This is a genomic window from Clostridium swellfunianum (genome assembly GCF_023656515.1).
Lineage (GTDB): Bacteria > Bacillota > Clostridia > Clostridiales > Clostridiaceae > Clostridium_AT > Clostridium_AT swellfunianum.
The window spans coordinates 1,919,419-1,935,102 of sequence record NZ_JAMOFV010000006.1; the positions used below are offsets into that span (position 1 = coordinate 1,919,419).

General features: G+C 32.5%; 16 protein-coding genes and 1 other RNA gene. 11 read left to right on the forward strand and 6 right to left on the reverse strand.

Translation table 11 applies throughout. From position 1 onward, the window contains the following. Positions 1-9 precede the first annotated feature (9 nt). Positions 10-834, reverse strand: coding sequence for an SDR family oxidoreductase (locus tag NBE98_RS08765; RefSeq protein WP_250814570.1), 825 nt, complete (start codon positions 832-834; stop codon positions 10-12). A 144-nt stretch (positions 835-978) separates the two neighbouring features. Between NBE98_RS08765 and helD the strand changes: the two genes are divergently transcribed. From helD to ssrS, 5 genes are all read left to right on the forward strand, one after another. Beyond that, positions 979-3,270: an RNA polymerase recycling motor HelD gene (gene helD, locus NBE98_RS08770; protein ID WP_250814571.1), complete on the forward strand. Its 2,292-nt coding sequence runs from the start codon at positions 979-981 to the stop codon at positions 3,268-3,270. A 138-nt stretch (positions 3,271-3,408) separates the two neighbouring features. Further along, complete coding sequence (locus NBE98_RS08775; protein WP_250814572.1) at positions 3,409-4,581, forward strand: FprA family A-type flavoprotein; 1,173 nt, start codon at positions 3,409-3,411, stop codon at positions 4,579-4,581. Positions 4,582-4,626: 45 nt separating this feature from the next. After that, on the forward strand, positions 4,627-4,878 hold the full coding sequence (locus NBE98_RS08780; RefSeq protein WP_250814573.1) for a DUF1292 domain-containing protein: 252 nt from the start codon (positions 4,627-4,629) through the stop codon (positions 4,876-4,878). A 76-nt stretch (positions 4,879-4,954) separates the two neighbouring features. Beyond that, the gene (locus NBE98_RS08785) at positions 4,955-5,353 is read left to right on the forward strand and encodes a hypothetical protein (RefSeq protein ID WP_250814574.1); all 399 of its coding nucleotides are present in this window, start codon (positions 4,955-4,957) and stop codon (positions 5,351-5,353) included. Positions 5,354-5,436: 83 nt separating this feature from the next. Further along, positions 5,437-5,638: non-coding RNA, 6S RNA (ssrS, locus tag NBE98_RS22585), on the forward strand. Between the two features lie 61 nt (positions 5,639-5,699). Here the strand turns inward: ssrS and NBE98_RS08790 are convergent. The 5 genes from NBE98_RS08790 to NBE98_RS08810 form a co-directional block, all read right to left on the reverse strand. After that, positions 5,700-5,885: an aspartyl-phosphate phosphatase Spo0E family protein gene (locus NBE98_RS08790; protein ID WP_250814575.1), complete on the reverse strand. Its 186-nt coding sequence runs from the start codon at positions 5,883-5,885 to the stop codon at positions 5,700-5,702. 294 nt (positions 5,886-6,179) lie between these two features. Then, positions 6,180-7,145, reverse strand: a complete 966-nt coding sequence (locus tag NBE98_RS08795) for a polyprenyl synthetase family protein (RefSeq protein ID WP_250814576.1) — start codon at positions 7,143-7,145, stop codon at positions 6,180-6,182. After that, positions 7,146-7,688 carry a Gx transporter family protein gene (locus NBE98_RS08800; protein WP_250814577.1) on the reverse strand — a complete coding sequence of 181 codons (543 nt, stop codon included), beginning with the start codon at positions 7,686-7,688 and terminating at the stop codon, positions 7,146-7,148. A gap of 10 nt (positions 7,689-7,698) precedes the next feature. Continuing rightward, a complete protein-coding gene (locus NBE98_RS08805; protein ID WP_250814578.1) occupies positions 7,699-8,079 on the reverse strand; it encodes a NusG domain II-containing protein in 381 nt (126 codons plus the stop codon). A 32-nt stretch (positions 8,080-8,111) separates the two neighbouring features. Continuing rightward, positions 8,112-10,028, reverse strand: coding sequence for an FAD-dependent oxidoreductase (locus NBE98_RS08810; RefSeq protein ID WP_250814579.1), 1,917 nt, complete (start codon positions 10,026-10,028; stop codon positions 8,112-8,114). Positions 10,029-10,415: 387 nt separating this feature from the next. Here NBE98_RS08810 and NBE98_RS08815 point away from each other — a divergent pair, with 387 nt between their 5' ends. The 6 genes from NBE98_RS08815 (at position 10,416) to NBE98_RS08840 (ending at position 15,648) form a co-directional block, all read left to right on the forward strand. Further along, complete coding sequence (locus NBE98_RS08815) at positions 10,416-11,453, forward strand: FAD:protein FMN transferase (RefSeq protein ID WP_250814580.1); 1,038 nt, start codon at positions 10,416-10,418, stop codon at positions 11,451-11,453. 19 nt (positions 11,454-11,472) lie between these two features. Continuing rightward, positions 11,473-11,676 (forward strand): DUF896 domain-containing protein, encoded by a 204-nt coding sequence (locus NBE98_RS08820; protein WP_250814581.1) that lies wholly within the window; start codon positions 11,473-11,475, stop codon positions 11,674-11,676. Continuing rightward, positions 11,648-12,550: an HPr(Ser) kinase/phosphatase gene (hprK, locus tag NBE98_RS08825; RefSeq protein WP_250814582.1), complete on the forward strand. Its 903-nt coding sequence runs from the start codon at positions 11,648-11,650 to the stop codon at positions 12,548-12,550. The genes NBE98_RS08820 and hprK overlap by 29 nt, the downstream gene beginning before the upstream one ends. Before the next feature lie 5 nt (positions 12,551-12,555). Next, entirely contained in the window at positions 12,556-13,101 is a 546-nt protein-coding gene (locus NBE98_RS08830) for a 5-formyltetrahydrofolate cyclo-ligase (protein ID WP_250814583.1), read from the forward strand. A gap of 36 nt (positions 13,102-13,137) precedes the next feature. After that, complete coding sequence (locus NBE98_RS08835; protein ID WP_250814584.1) at positions 13,138-14,076, forward strand: magnesium transporter CorA family protein; 939 nt, start codon at positions 13,138-13,140, stop codon at positions 14,074-14,076. Between the two features lie 162 nt (positions 14,077-14,238). Further along, the gene (locus NBE98_RS08840; RefSeq protein ID WP_250814585.1) at positions 14,239-15,648 is read left to right on the forward strand and encodes an aminopeptidase; all 1,410 of its coding nucleotides are present in this window, start codon (positions 14,239-14,241) and stop codon (positions 15,646-15,648) included. The last annotated feature ends 36 nt before the right edge of the window (positions 15,649-15,684 follow it).

Here is a 15,684-nt window from a genome sequence, read left to right on the forward strand (position 1 = left end):
TTTAACAAATTATTTATCCAAGTATTCCAAAAGCGCAGCTTCCCAAGTTCTCATATTTATATTAAAGCAGTTTTTAAGTAGAGATGTATCCATTATTGTACATTTAGGAAGAAGTGCTTTATTAGGTATATGCTCTTCAGGTATTTCAATAATATCCTTTTTAATTTTTAGATAACTCAAACTAGTTTTAATCATCAAGGATTTTTTTACGGCACCTAAATTAACACAATTATATATTCCGTATATATCTGAAGACAGGATAGTTTCAATAACACTGCACAGATCTTTTATGTATGTAGGTGAGGCGATCTCAGTTGTACTTATAAAGAAAGATGCTTCTTTATTTTCGATAATATTCTTAACAAAGCAGTTTTTGCCACCGAATACCCAGGATGTTCTTATTATAAAATATTTACTGCACATAGTTCTTATTAGCTGCTCACCAGCAAGCTTTGTCCTGCCATACACATTAATTGGGGTACATAAATCAGTCTCATAATAAATGCCACTTTTGTTTCCATCATATACATAATTACAGGACAAATATATAATTGGGATATTAAGCATACTGCAGCAGTATGCTATATTTAAGCTTCCTATAGTATTTACAGTATAGGCAGTGCTTTCATCTCTTTCACATAAATCAATATTTGTAAGTGCAGCGCAATGAATAACTATATCTGGTGTAGCATTTTTTATAGTCTCAATACACTTAACCTTATTAGTTATATCTAAAAAATCAGTTTTACAATTAAATACTTGATGTTTCGAGGAAAAGTACTTACTAAAATATCTCCCTATATTACCATCTGAACCAGTTATGAAAATCTTCATATATAGCCTCCTTTAAAACTGTTTTTTATACTCTTATAAATAAAGTATATGAGAGTGTTCAATAATCAATTAACAATATTGACAATTATGGGTGTTAAATATAAAATAATGTTTTATGTGTAATATACTGAGGGATGTGATAAATTGACTATAGAAGCAAAAGAATTTAAATATGAAAAAGATAAGCTTGACTCTACTAAAGAATGGCTTAAAAAAGAAATAGGCTTGATAGAAAATAATGATACACAGCTTCAGACCAAAATAGCTATACTAAAAAAACAAGCTAAAGGAAAGTATGATGAAGAACTTGAAACATCTCAAAAGCTTTATGAAATAACTCGTAAAAATCTTAACAATTACAATGAGGCCTTACCTCAGCCTTATTTTTCTAGAATTGATTTTAGAGAATACAGAAAAGAAAAAGAAAGCTTTTACATAGGGAAGTTTGGTTTAGGAGACAGCAGCACTGGAGATGAAATAGTTATTGATTGGAGAGCTCCCATCGCTGATCTTTACTATAGCGGCACTCAAGGTGAAGCTTATTACAAAGCACCTATCGGTGTAATAAATGGGGAACTTTCATTAAAAAGAAAATTTTTAATGAAAGATAATAACCTAGCTGATGCTTTTGATGAAGGTATAAACGAAATAATACTTAATAATACTGCAGTAGAAGGTAATGCTCTTATAGATGAATTTCTGCGAGTCAATTTAGAAGAAAGTGTAAGTAGTAAACTTAAGGAAGTAGTAGCAACAATACAAAAGGAACAAAACGATATTATTAGAGCTGACAAAAATGGTGCTTTAATTGTGCAAGGATCTGCTGGCTCAGGAAAAACTACTGTAGCACTTCACAGACTTGCATATCTATTATACAAGTATAAGGATAAGCTATCTGGTGATGATATACTTGTAATAGCACCTAACAAGCTGTTCTTGGATTACATATCAGAAGTTCTTCCTAATTTAGGAGTAGATAAAGTTAAGCAAAAAACCTTTGAGGAAATGTGCTTAGAGATTCTCAATATAAAAAGCAAAGTGTTAACTAAAGATAAAAAACTATCAGAGGTATTGGAATCAAGTGATGAAGAATATAATAAATATATTACTAGAAGCAGTAAGCTTAAAGGTATGATGACTTATAAAATTTTTATGGACAGGTACGTAAGACATCTAGAGAAGAAGGATATAGATGTGCCAGATATAACAGTAGATAGTTACGTACTATTTGAAAGCAAAGAAATAAAAAGATTATACGGCAAGGATATGTCTAATCTTCCAATAAACAAAAGAAAAGATGAAATTAAAAGATATTTTCTTCTTAAATTAACAGAAAAGATAAATAACATAATGGAAAAGATTGACTTTTCATTTGAATATATGATAGCCAGAGCTAAAAAAACCATGGAAGAAGGTCCGGAAAGAAGAAAAAAGCTCATAGAACTCTACGATGAGAGAGATATCAAAAAAGAGTATATTAGAAACAAATCAAAAGAAGCTTTTAATACCTATTTTGATTCCTGGCGAGAAATTAATACAGAGAGGCTTTATATTAATCTCTTTAATGACCATGATTTATTTAACGAAATCAGTGGAGGAAAGGTTCCAGAAAAGCTGATAAAATATATTTTAGATGAACTAAATAACAACAAAGATAAAGGCATAATAGACAGCGATGACTTAGCAGGCATGCTTTATCTTAAATTTAAAATTGAAGGGGTTCCTGACAAGTTCAGGTTTCAGCATATAGTAATAGATGAGGCACAAGATTACAGCCCGTTTCAGTTGTACCTTTTAAAAAGCCTTGTAGGAAACAATTCTTTAACAATAGTAGGGGATATAGGTCAGGGAATATATTATTATAAAGGGATAGAAGATTGGAGCAAGGTAATTAAAGATGTATTTGATGAAGATGCTCTTTATACCCCTCTTACTCAAAGCTATAGGTCAACTGTAGAGATAATTCAGTTTGCAAATAATGTACTTAAAAAACAGCATAATAGTTTAAAGCCAGCAATGCCAGTATTAAGACACGGCAAAGCTCCAGAAATTATAGAGTTTAAGAACAAAGAGGAGTTTGCAAAAAAAGTAGACTTAATTGCTGAAGAAGTTGAAAACTCAGGTAAAAGGAGTATGGCAATTATAGGCCGCACCTACGACGAATGTAAACAAATTAAAGAAATAATGAAAAAATACAGCAAAAGTAAATGGGACTTAATTAAAGACACTGACAAATCTCTTAATCCGGCCAAAATAATTATACCTTCATACATGACAAAAGGATTGGAATTTGATTGCAGTATAATATTTAATTGCAATGATGAGAATTACAAGGATAATGAACTTGACAAGAAACTTTTATATGTAGCTCTAACAAGAGCACTGCATCTTCAATATGTGTTTTATAGCGGTTCACTTTCAAGTATAATATTATAAATTTAAGGGGAAACTTAATGTTTCCCCTTAAATTTTGGCATAAGCTTTGAAAAAAACGAGTATTGTGATAAAATATCAAAGGTAAGGAAATTTTAACTATAAATATGTTTGTAATTGTAATATATAGGAGGTATTTAAATGGGAAGTGTAAAACTTAAAGATAATATTTATTGGGTTGGTGTTTGTAATCCAGAGCTAAGAGTATTTGACATAATAATGGAAACAAAAAAAGGGACAACCTATAATTCTTATTTGATAGTTGATGAAAAAGTTGCTGTGATAGATACTGTAAAAGATGGCTACTACGAAGAATTTATAGCAAATATTAAAGAAGTAATAGGTGAAAGAAAGATAGACTATATAGTAGTACAACATACAGAATTAGACCATAGTGGTTCTTTAGCAAGGATAATAAAAGACTATCCTGAGGCTGTAGTAGTAGGATCTAAGGCTGCTATAATGTATAGCAAGCAAATAACAAACTTCAATTTTAACAGTCAAGAATTTAAAGAACCTGTAAGCCTAGGAGAGACTACTCTAAAATTCATATCTGCACCAAATTTACACTGGCCAGACACTATATTTACATATGTAGAAGATAAAAATATACTATTTACCTGTGATTTTATGGGATGCCATTACTGTCCAGCAGGTAATATATTAGATATTGTAGGCGATGAATACTTTGACGAGATGAAATACTACTTTGATGTAATAATGGGGCCATTTAAGAGATTTGTTATAAGCGCTTTAGAAAAGATAGATGGCTTAGATTACAATATGGTTGCACCAAGCCATGGACCAGTGCATGTAGATGATATTGAAAAGTATCAGAATCTTTACAGAGCCTGGGCTACTCAAGATATTCCAAAAGAAAAACAGGTCGCAATCCTATATGTGTCAGCGTATGGAAACACTGAAAGAATGGCTAAGTATTTATCTGAAAAATTAAGCGAAATTCATATAAAAGCAGAAGCGCATGAAATTACATCTATGAGGCTTGAAGGTGTTGTAGATCTAATTGAAAGATCATCAGGTATTATAATGGGATCACCTACAATAAATCAGGATGCTGTTAAACCAGTGTGGGATGTTCTTTCCTTGGTCTGCGCTATTACTAATAGGGGAAAGGCAGCTGGTGCCTTTGGGTCCTATGGTTGGAGTGGTGAAAGCGTTCAAATGATGACTGATAGATTAAAATCTTTAAAATTTAAAACAGTAGATCAAGGTTTTAGGTTTAATTTTGTCCCTAATGAGGAAGACTTTAAAAATGCAGATGAATTTGTTAATAAATTTATTGAACTGTTTTAGTAGAGAATAGTGCTTTTTTAAAGCATAATGAATGGAGAGAATACAATGGATGAAAAGATGATAATGTCATTTAAGGATGAAGATGGTAATAAGGTTGACTTTGAAGCTATTGCAGAAATATATATAGAAGAACAAAAGTATCTTATACTCGCACCTGTAGAAGGTAGCGAAGAGGATGCTTTTGTATTCAGAGTTGATCAAGAAGAGGGCAAGGAAGTATTAAATTTAGTTGAGGATGATGAAGAATTTTTAAAGGTTAATAAAGAATACAAGAATTTGCTTTATAATCAGGAATAAATTTTTAACTTATTGGGAATTAAAATAAATAGACTATTAAAATTATATGTATAAATATGTGTTGGAGGAATAAACATTGGATAAAAAGTCGATAATAGGTATATTAGAAAAAAATGAATTATCCCAAGTAGAAGAAATTGAATACAAAGAGGGCTCAATTGTACTTAGGTTTTTTTACGATTTTGACGAAGACGAAATAGAAGCAGCTAGGGCATATGCCAATGATGAAAGTGAAGATGAAGAAAATAGCAATGTTTGGTTTGAAGAATTTTTCCTTCCTTATTTGTCTGACATAGCTGTAGATACTGCTGGAGAAGTAATAGAAGAAATAATGGAAGACCTTGATATAGATGCACAGTTTGTTTCTTATGAAATTGATGAAGAGGAATACAACTATAATGAATTTGTAGCGGCATTTTCCCCTAAAGGCAAAGCTGTAGAGATTGAGAAGGTTTTGGATGAATTAGAAATGTAGTCATAATAAATTCAAAAGCAGTTAACATTTACAGCTCTATACTAGTTGAAAATTTTCATTAAAATGTTATAATATAATTACAGTTAATCCTGAGATGTACGCAAGACTTATAACGTTCAACCACAGTAACAATCAGGGATTTGCAACAACACTGCAGGATGTCAGGCTTCCTAGTATGGTTTATACTATGTTAGATTTTTGAAGTAGGCAGAGAACAGTTGAGCAGAACCCACCTGCGAGTATGCGGGTATGAACAAATAGGTTTAACGGCATGTCGGGAGTATATATCCAAAGTAATTTAAAGCCACAAGCATATGCTTGTGGCTTATTATTTTGGATAGCTTATTTATGCCGCGTCCTGAGGTGAAATATTATTTTTATGCCTTTCATATTCGGTAAGAAGCTTGTCCAACTCCTGGCTGCAATCCACTATAGTTTTATCTGTAAGTTGCTTGTTGCTGCCTATTAGGTTATATAACAAATTTCTAAGCCGTTCTATCTTTTCTCTCAATAGTAACATATTAAGCTCCATAACATTTTCCCTCGCTTGTAAATAAGCTTTATGCTTAAGTTTCTCTGTAAATATATTTTACCAGATTTAACTTATATTTAAAGAATAATCATAAGCCATTAATGTATATGTTTTTACATTAATACCTATTTTTCCAACAAATTGTACAAAACAATGGGAAAGATAAGTTCTTAAAATTAAGAAAACCTGTTGAAATAACATACATGTAAATAACTGGAATTGACGAAGAAAGTCAAACTTTTGTATAGAAAAAATAAAAAGATAGTGAATTACATCTATCACTATCTTCTTTGATTAATATTCTCTCCACAAAAGCTTTTGAGTAATATCTATAAGCAGCTGTTTGTTATCGCCATCTGGTAGCTTTTCCATTCTTATAAAAGCTCTATCAGTATATCTCTTTGCTAAGGCCCTTGCCTTATCTATTCCACCTAATTCATTTGTAATACTAATTATCTTTGAAATATCTTCATCGCTGTAATTATCTTTTGATAAAAGTGGTGTTAAGCGGATTTTATCCTGCTTAAATGCATATATCAATGGAAGAGTATAGATACCTTCACGAAGATCATTGCCAGTCGGTTTACCTACTATATCAGAGCTGCTGTTATAGTCTAATATATCATCGATTATTTGAAATGCCATTCCTATATCATATCCAATTTTTGATAAATTATTAATCATTTCGTTAGAGCAGGAACTTTCATAAGCGCCAACATAGAAGCTGAGAGAAAAAAGTTCTGCAGTTTTAGCAGCAATTCTCTTTAGATATTTTTTGGTACTAATATCTTGAGAGAAATGAGAAGTAAGCTGTTCTATTTCTCCAGTACATATATTATAAATCGCTTCAGAAAGCAATTTCATATTTTCCATTGAAGTATTATTTGATAATGCCATAAAGCATCTGCAAAACAATAAATCTCCCATATATACAGCATAATCTTTACCGTATTTTGATTGGACTGTTTCTTTGCCGCGTCTTGTCTTTGCTTCATCTACTATATCATCGTGAACTAAAGTAGCCATGTGAAGCATTTCCATTACAGCAGCAAGATTGCATAGCTTATCTGAATTAAACTCACCAAACTTGCCTGAAATTATAAGAAAACCTGGTCTCAACAACTTTCCACCTGAATCTATCAATCCAAGAATAGAATTCTCAATAGTCTTTTCACGGTTTTTTGCGTTTTCTTTCATAATAGCTACTACTTTTTCAAGCTCTATTTTTATGGAAGGATATTTATCCCAAAATCTGTTCATTTAATCACCCTTAAAAGATTTATTATTGTTTACGGTTGAGTAAAATGGCAGTCTTCTAACGTAGAGCATTAAATATCTAGCAGTAATGCCTACAAAAAAACCTGTTCCTATACCTGCTGCAGATAGAATAGGGAGATAAACTATAATATTTATATTACGAATAACTGCCGCAGCCATTAATATTTGTCCTAGGTTATGAAAGAAAGCACCGGTTATACTTACACCTATAATACTTATATTGTCCCTTCCAATTCTTTTAATAAAGTACATAGAGATAAGACTTAAAAGTCCTCCAGATATACTGTATAAGAAGCTTGAAAGAGATCCACCAAATAGGGTAGAAAGTATAATTCTAAGTACTATTACAGTAAAAGCATCCTTAAGATTAAATAAGTATAAGCAGACTACAGTAATAATATTAGAGAGGCCAAGCTTAGCTCCGGGAGCTATAAATGGTATAGGAAGCATTCTTTCAATTAAGTAAAGTATGAGTGCCTGCGCTACAAGCACAGCAATAAATGTTAACTTTTGTGTTTTTTTCATATGGCCTCCATTAAAATGACAATGCATCAGTTTCTGAATTTTGTCCTTTAATATTTACAACAACCTTATGGGGAAGACATACCAATATATCACCAGGCTTACTTATAGAACCATCCTGGATACAAATTTTATCAGGACAATCCGCATCAGAGATCCTGACTTTACCATTTGTAATTTCTACAATGTTACTGCCTAAATCTGTTTCAATCTGGATTTTCTCATTACGGCTATTATCTAAGGGAAGCCTTTTGAAAAGCTTCCCTTTAACTTCAATTTCTACATATTTAGTATTGTAGGATTTATGAGAGTTGATAAATGCAACCGCTGAGGAACCCAATGCTATAAATACTAAAACTACTATTACAACAAAATCCAATGGTTTTAGTTTCATGAGAAATCCTCGCTTTTACAATAATTATTATATTAGTCCTCTGTTAAATCATGTTCAACAAACAAGTAAGTTTTTCTAGCTATTGATGTATTATTCCACCATCTTTTTAGCCATGGCATGACATAATAGTCAAGACCAAGAACTCTTCCAGCTCCAGCCATTAAAGCTATTGAACCGAAGAAGTACCATAAAATTTCCCATCCAGCCATAGCTGATAATATAAAGTTAGTTACCATAAATGCAGAAGCAGCACTAGCAAGGAAAGTAAATAGGCCAGCTAGTAAAGCTAATCCCATTCCTATTTCCATAAATACAACCATTCTTTGGAACCAAACTGCTATATCAGCATTCGGAATCATAAGTTTCATGATAGCCTTAAAGAAACCAGGCATTTCACTAATTATTGGAGTTGGCCATGATGCTGCACCAGCAGCAGCTGAAGCTCCACTTGTTGCTTCTGCAGCAGCTGAAGCTCCTGAAGTTCCGGCAGCTTGTAACCATTCAAAAGGCATCTTTACATTTCCGGTTTTTAACCAACTGTCAGTACCAATACCATTAAATAAATTCTTTATAGTACCAAAGCTTTCAGTAGCTGCCTTCCAAGTTTCTTCACCAAAGAATTTCTTAGCACCTTCTAATAGCCACATAATACCTATAAATATTCTTAGTGGGAACAGCCAGAAAGCATGTGCCTTAGTTGAAGCATGACCTCCAATAATGGAACGTCTTTCTTGTATGTTAAAGAATTCGTGAGTTATATATGCCCATACTGCATTAAAACCTGCAACCCCAAATAAATAGTGAAGATTTACTAAGTGCTTCATAGCCATTGCAATAAAACCTGACATAGACATACCCATTAAGCTCGCAACAGCATACCTGCTTCCAATTGAAACCATAAGGCCATGGTAGTTTGACTTATGTGCTTTCTTTTGACCTTTTTCCATATCAGCTACTATGTTATGAACAGCTGTTTCTGCAGTTTGAAGTGCAGTTTCAACTATTTGAGGAAGGCCTTTTCCTTCTTCTTCTATATAAGAGTTATCTCCAACTACATACACATTACCATAGTCTACAGATTGCATGTACTCGTTAGTTTGAACTCTTCCTGCTCTAGCAGTTTTAAGGCCCAAATTAGCTGCAAACTTGCTCGCTTGAACTCCACATGTCCATATTAGTGAATTAGTTTCAATTTGCTTTCCATTTTTTAAAGTTATGGATTCCTTTTCCACATTTGTTATTGGTGAGCTCTTTAATATTTGAACACCATGTTTAGTTAAGTATCTTTCAGACTTAGCTATAAGCCCATCGTTTAATATTGGAAGAATCTTATCTAATGCTTCTACAACATATAAGCTTACTTCCTTCTTATCTATTTCGTAATTTCTGCAAAGCTTATCCTTCCATTCAAGAAGCTCTCCAACAGTTTCGATTCCAGTAAAGCCAGCGCCTGCAACAACGAATGTAAGCATGCGTCTTCTTTTTGAAGCATCTTTTTCTTTTTGAGCTTTTCTAAACATGTTTTCTACATGTTCTCTAATTCTTAGAGCATCCTCTAAAGACCAAACAGTAAATCCATTTTCCTTAACTCCAGGCACTCCGAAGAAGGCTGGTTCGCTTCCTGTACCTAAAACAAGGTAATCGTAGCTATATTTTTCAGTGTTTGAAGTAAGAGTTCTCTTTTCAAAGTCAATAGCTGTAACTTCATCTAATACAACATTTACTCTTCTTCCACTAAATATCCTCTTTAGGCTTATTTGTACGCTGTCCTGTTCAACTCTTCCACCAGCAACTTCATGAAGTTCTGTCATTAGAGTGTGATAAGGATCCTTTCCTATTAATGTAATTTCTACATTTGTATTCTTCTTGTATTTTTTGCTCAATAGCTTTGCAGCATGAACACCTGCATACCCAGTTCCGAGTATGACTATCTTTTTGACCTCTCCCATTTTAGACCTCCTCAGCTAAAAATCAGCTTGATAAATTTTTATTCAAGTTCACTTATCTTCATCTATTATTTTAAACAAAAATTCAATGCATGTCCATGGTAAATAGCAAAGATTTTTAGAAATTATTAATGATTTATCAAAAAACTATTAAATTTTCAAAATATATAGCATATAAAAAGGTTTTCATATAATGTTTGCAATAAATTTTAGCTTTTATAATTTGTTAAAAAATATTTTATCGTATGTACTTGATAACATGAAAATGTTTTAATAGTTTATCGATGTATATATTTACGACTTATTTTATACATAAAATTACTTAAAAATACATGAATTGTGATATAATAAGCAAGTATATTTTGTCATAAATTAAACGGAGGAACTTAAATGAAGAATAAATCTAAAGTATATAAATCAATAGTGATTGCTTCTATTATAGCTTTACCTATAGCGCTATCTGGATGTAGATATAGAGCAGAACAGCCAGTAGATAAGACCGAGACCATTCTTGGAACTGTATGCACTGTTAAACTTTATGATCATATATCGGATAGTAATTTTAATAAGGTGTTTGATAGATTGAAAGAAATTGAAGCTAAAATGACTATAAATAAAGATAATAGTGAAGTAATTGATATTAACAATGCTGCAGGTAAGAAATATGTTAAAGTTTCTGATGATACTTTCGAAGTTATAGAAAAAGGGCTATACTTCAGCAGTCTTTATAACAAGTTTGATATTACTATAGGTCCTATTGTAAAGTTGTGGAATATAGGTTTTGATAATGTGAGGGTTCCAAATAATACGGAAATAAAATCTAAGCTTTCATTAGTAGATTATAAAGATGTATTAATAAGTAAAGATGAAAAAACGGTAATGTTAAAAAGAGAAGGGATGATGCTTGATCTTGGTGGAATAGCAAAGGGTTATGCTGCAGATGAAGCTATTAGAGTTTTGAAAGAAAATGGTGTTCAGCACGCTATAGTGAATTTAGGCGGCAATGTTATGACTCTAGGGGAAAGGCCTGATGGAAAACAATGGACAATTGGAATACAACATCCTTTTACAAACAGAGGGAATCATGTTGGAACAGTTAAAGTGGCTAACAAGACTGTAGTCACATCTGGAATTTATGAGAGATATATAAAAGAGGGAGATAAAATATATCATCATATAATTGATAAAGATACAGGATACCCTGTTGATAATAATCTATTAAGTGTTACAATAATTACAAATAAATCTGTTGATGGTGATGGATTCTCAAAGATATTTGCATTAGGTTTAGAAAAAGGTATGGATTACGCTAAGAACTTAAAGGATGTAGATGCAATATTCATCACTAAAGACAATAAAATTTATATTACCCCAGGACTAAAAGATAATTTTGAGCTTACAGACTCTAGCTTTCAGCTTATTAAGTAAACAGAAGGAAGGGAATACTATGAATATAGAAGAAGTAATAAAAAGAATCAATTATTTGTATAAAAAGAGTCAAGAGGTTGGACTTACTGAAGAAGAAAAATTAGAGCAAAAGGAGCTCAGACAAAGATATATAGACAATGTTAAAAGGAATTTCAGACAACAACTTGAAACTATAGAAATGAAGGGAAATAATAATGGCAGTAACAATAGAAAATTTAATTGAGGACCTAAAGCTTGAAATAATAGTTCAAGGAAAAGAAAGCAGAGAAATAACATTAAGTGACATAAATAGGCCTGGACTTCAGTTTTCAGGCTTTTATAACTATTTTGCAAATGGGAGAGTTCAAATTGTAGGCATGGCTGAGTGGAGTTTTTTAGATGCTATGCAGCCAGAACTCAGAAAAAAAAGATTGAAAAAATTTTTCCAATTTGAAACTCCATGCATAGTTGTAAGTAGAGGTTTGGAGCTTCACTCGGAATTTATTGAAGCTGCAAAGGAATATCAGCGATGGGTAGTGAGGACAAATAGTATTACAACTCGCTTTATAAGTAAACTTACAACTTATCTTGATGACAAGCTAGCACCTGAAACTAGGATGCATGGTGTGTTGGTAGATGTATACGGTATAGGGATGCTTATAACAGGTGAGAGTGGTATAGGGAAAAGCGAAACTGCCCTTGAGCTTATTAAGAGGGGACATAGACTTGTAGCAGATGATGCTGTTGATATAAAAGAAATCGATGGAATATTAAAAGGAAAAGCACCATATATTACTTCTGGAATGATGGAAGTTAGAGGAATGGGAATTATAGACGTTCCAGCTCTTTATGGATTGAGTTCAGTTTTAAATGAAAAGACTATCCATATGGTAATTTACCTAGAGCAATGGAAGGATGAAGAAAACTATGACAGACTTGGAATAGACCAAACTTTTATAGACATACTGAATGTTCCGGTAAGGAGAATGGTGCTCCCTATAAGACCAGGAAGAAACCTTGCAGTAATAATAGAAGCTGCTGCCGCAAATTACAGATACAGCTTAAATTCCAAGGTTACTCCTGTTGATACAATTAATAGCAGGATTGGATTGGGGTAATGAAAATGAATAAAAAAGAGCTTAGAGAACATATGAAGGAGCTTAGAGATTCTATTACGTGCGAGAAAAGAGCCCGGTATGATGAAGTTATTTATAAAAAAGTAATAAACTGCGAATACTACACCAATGCAAAGATACTATTTTCATATGTAAGCTTTGGTTCAGAAGTATGTACACATAAGATTATAGAGCATGCTTTAGCTAACAATAAGACAGTATGCGTACCTAAAGTAATAAACAGGACCGAAGGCATGAAGGCAGTTAAAATAAATAGTCTCGAGGAGTTAAATCAAGGCAACTTCGGTGTTTTAGAGCCCGAGAATCTTGAGAAATCTATAGCACCAGAAGCCATAGATTTAATTCTAATACCTGGTTTGGCTTTTGATAAATTCGGAGGAAGACTTGGCTATGGCGCTGGTTATTATGATAGCTTCTTAAAAGAAGTTAAAAAAGATGCATTAAAAATTGCATTGTCATATTCTATACAGATATTAGATAAGGTTCCAATGGAAGCACATGATATTTTTATAGAAAACTTAATTACTAATTAAGCTTTCATATTACAACAGTTAAGGCTGGTGACTTCAGTGGTTATATTAGATATTTTAAACAGCTTTAAAGAGATAAAGTATGATTTTGAAATAGGTAAAAGTCATTATTGGATATTGCTTAAAGCTGATGAGCTGCATAAAATGCGCGACATTCTTGCGTTAGATGAAGAAAGCTTACAGGAATGCGTAAATTTGGATCAGTTCCCTAAACTTAGCTTTTTTTCTGGGTACACATTTATTGTATTTAATATACTTCAGTATAACCATTCAGAGCTTATGTCTAAAGAACTTAATATATTTTTAAGCAAGGATTATATAATAACAGTATATAAGGAAGACTTGAATATAACTAAAGATTTAATCGAAGATATCTTAGAATGCAAAAACACTTTTCTTTTAAAAGAGAGCCCATGTGCTTCAATGGTGCTCTACTACATATTAGACAGAATAATATTACGAAATTATGATGTTATATCCGATTTGGAAGCTCAGGCCGATAAAATAGAGATAAGTATTTTAAGGAGCCCGAGACAGGAGCAGCTCGAAGAGCTTATACACCTTAGAAGACAAGTTTACAAGATACGAAAGTATTTAAATCCGCTTAGGTATATAGGCGACAGTCTTATAAGCAATGAAAATAATATTATTGATCATAATCATGCAAGCTATTTTAAGGATTTAAGCAGTAAGATAGAAAAGCTCATGCTTTCACTAGAAAGTTTAGTACAGGACTTAGCTCTTGTTAGGGAAGCCTTTGAATCGGAAATATCTAATAAGACAAATGAACTTATGAAAATTTTCACTTTGATTGCAAGTGTATTTTTACCTTTAAACCTTATAACAAGTATGTACGGGATGAACTTTAAAAATATTCCCTTTGTTGAACTTGAACATGGTTATTACGTTATTACTGGGATAATGATATTAATTTCCTTAGGATTATTATATATATTCAAAAAAAAGAAGTGGTTATGATTTGTCTTTTTGTTTACAATTTGGTAGAATTAGAAAGTAGGAAATTCTATACATATAAGAACATAAGGATTTAACAATTTACATTCTTATGTTAATTTAATACAAGAGCATAAAAATTTATAATCTTTATTGCTCTAAAATGAATATGAGGGGGTATTACACATGGCTGAAAACAAACTGAATCTAAGCAAGAAGTATGAATATGCTTGGGATAAATACTCACAAGAGGATTTAGTCAAGGTTTTTGCATTAAGCGACAGATACAAAGACTTTATGTCAAGATGTAAGACTGAAAGAGAATGCGTAAAGGATTTCATAACTTTAGCTGAAAAGGAAGGTTACGTAAATCTTGAAACAGTTATTAAACAAAATGGTTCCATAAAGCCAGGTGATAAGGTTTATGCTAATAATATGGATAAGACTCTTGCTATGTTCGTTATTGGAACAGAACCATTTGAAAATGGTATGAAAATACTAGGGGCACACGTTGATTCTCCGAGATTAGACTTAAAGCAAAACCCATTATATGAAGATACCGATCTTGCTATGATGGAAACACATTACTATGGAGGAATAAAAAAATATCAATGGGTTACTATTCCATTAGCTATACATGGTGTTTTTGTCAAGAAGGATGGTACCAAAGTTGATGTTGTTATCGGTGAAGATGAAAATGATCCAGTTATAGGAATTTCAGACCTTTTAATACACCTTTCAGCTGATCAAATGCAAAAGAAGCTTGATAAAGGTATAGAAGGCGAAGATTTAAACATATTGGTTGGGAGCATGCCTGTAGAAGACAAAGAAGCTAAGGACAGAGTTAAGACAAATGTTCTTAAGATATTTAACGATAAATATGGAATCGTTGAAGAGGATTTTGTTTCTGCTGAGCTTGAAATAGTGCCAGCTGGTAAAGCAAGAGATTATGGGCTTGACAGAAGCATGGTGCTTGCATATGGGCATGATGATAGAGTTTGTGCATACACTTCCTTTGAAGCTTTAGTTAAGATTCAAAATACAGATAAGACTTGTGTAGCTTTATTTGTTGATAAAGAAGAGATTGGGAGCGTTGGAGCAACTGGAATGCATTCAAAATTCTTTGAAAATGTAGTTGCAGAAGTAATGGATCTTTGTGGACAATACAATTCAATAAAACTTAGAAGAGCTCTTGCAAATTCTAAGATGCTTTCATCTGACGTTAGTGCAGCTTATGATCCAAACTTCCCATCAGTAATGGAAAGAAAGAATTCTGCTTACTTTGGCAAAGGTATAGTATTTAATAAGTATACTGGATCTAGAGGCAAGGGTGGCTGTAACGATGCTAATCCAGAATTTATAGCTGAACTCAGAGCTATAATGGAAAAGCATGGAGTTATTTGGCAGACTGCAGAGCTTGGAAAGGTTGATCAGGGCGGTGGAGGAACAATAGCTTATATACTTGCTGAGTATAACATGCAGGTTATAGATTGTGGTGTTGCGCTACACAACATGCACGCTCCATGGGAAGTAGCAAGCAAGGCTGATATATATGAAGCTGTTAAAGCTTATCATGCTTTCTTATTAGAAGCATAAAAAACAAAACTGCTAGGGAGTCCTGGCAGTTTTGTT

Excerpts from the sequence above, each read along its gene's own strand:
- NBE98_RS08790 (WP_250814575.1), bottom strand. The coding sequence starts at position 5,885 with ATGGAGCTTAATATGTTACTATTGAGAGAAAAGATAGAACGGCTTAGA.
- NBE98_RS08775 (WP_250814572.1), top strand. The coding sequence starts at position 3,409 with ATGGGAAGTGTAAAACTTAAAGATAATATTTATTGGGTTGGTGTTTGT.
- hprK (WP_250814582.1), top strand. The coding sequence starts at position 11,648 with ATGGCAGTAACAATAGAAAATTTAATTGAGGACCTAAAGCTTGAAATA.
- NBE98_RS08800 (WP_250814577.1), bottom strand. The coding sequence starts at position 7,688 with ATGAAAAAAACACAAAAGTTAACATTTATTGCTGTGCTTGTAGCGCAG.
- NBE98_RS08810 (WP_250814579.1), bottom strand. The coding sequence starts at position 10,028 with ATGGGAGAGGTCAAAAAGATAGTCATACTCGGAACTGGGTATGCAGGT.
- NBE98_RS08815 (WP_250814580.1), top strand. The coding sequence starts at position 10,416 with ATGAAGAATAAATCTAAAGTATATAAATCAATAGTGATTGCTTCTATT.
- NBE98_RS08795 (WP_250814576.1), bottom strand. The coding sequence starts at position 7,145 with ATGAACAGATTTTGGGATAAATATCCTTCCATAAAAATAGAGCTTGAA.
- NBE98_RS08840 (WP_250814585.1), top strand. The coding sequence starts at position 14,239 with ATGGCTGAAAACAAACTGAATCTAAGCAAGAAGTATGAATATGCTTGG.
- NBE98_RS08780 (WP_250814573.1), top strand. The coding sequence starts at position 4,627 with ATGGATGAAAAGATGATAATGTCATTTAAGGATGAAGATGGTAATAAG.
- NBE98_RS08830 (WP_250814583.1), top strand. The coding sequence starts at position 12,556 with ATGAATAAAAAAGAGCTTAGAGAACATATGAAGGAGCTTAGAGATTCT.
- NBE98_RS08805 (WP_250814578.1), bottom strand. The coding sequence starts at position 8,079 with ATGAAACTAAAACCATTGGATTTTGTTGTAATAGTAGTTTTAGTATTT.
- NBE98_RS08765 (WP_250814570.1), bottom strand. The coding sequence starts at position 834 with ATGAAGATTTTCATAACTGGTTCAGATGGTAATATAGGGAGATATTTT.
- NBE98_RS08820 (WP_250814581.1), top strand. The coding sequence starts at position 11,473 with ATGAATATAGAAGAAGTAATAAAAAGAATCAATTATTTGTATAAAAAG.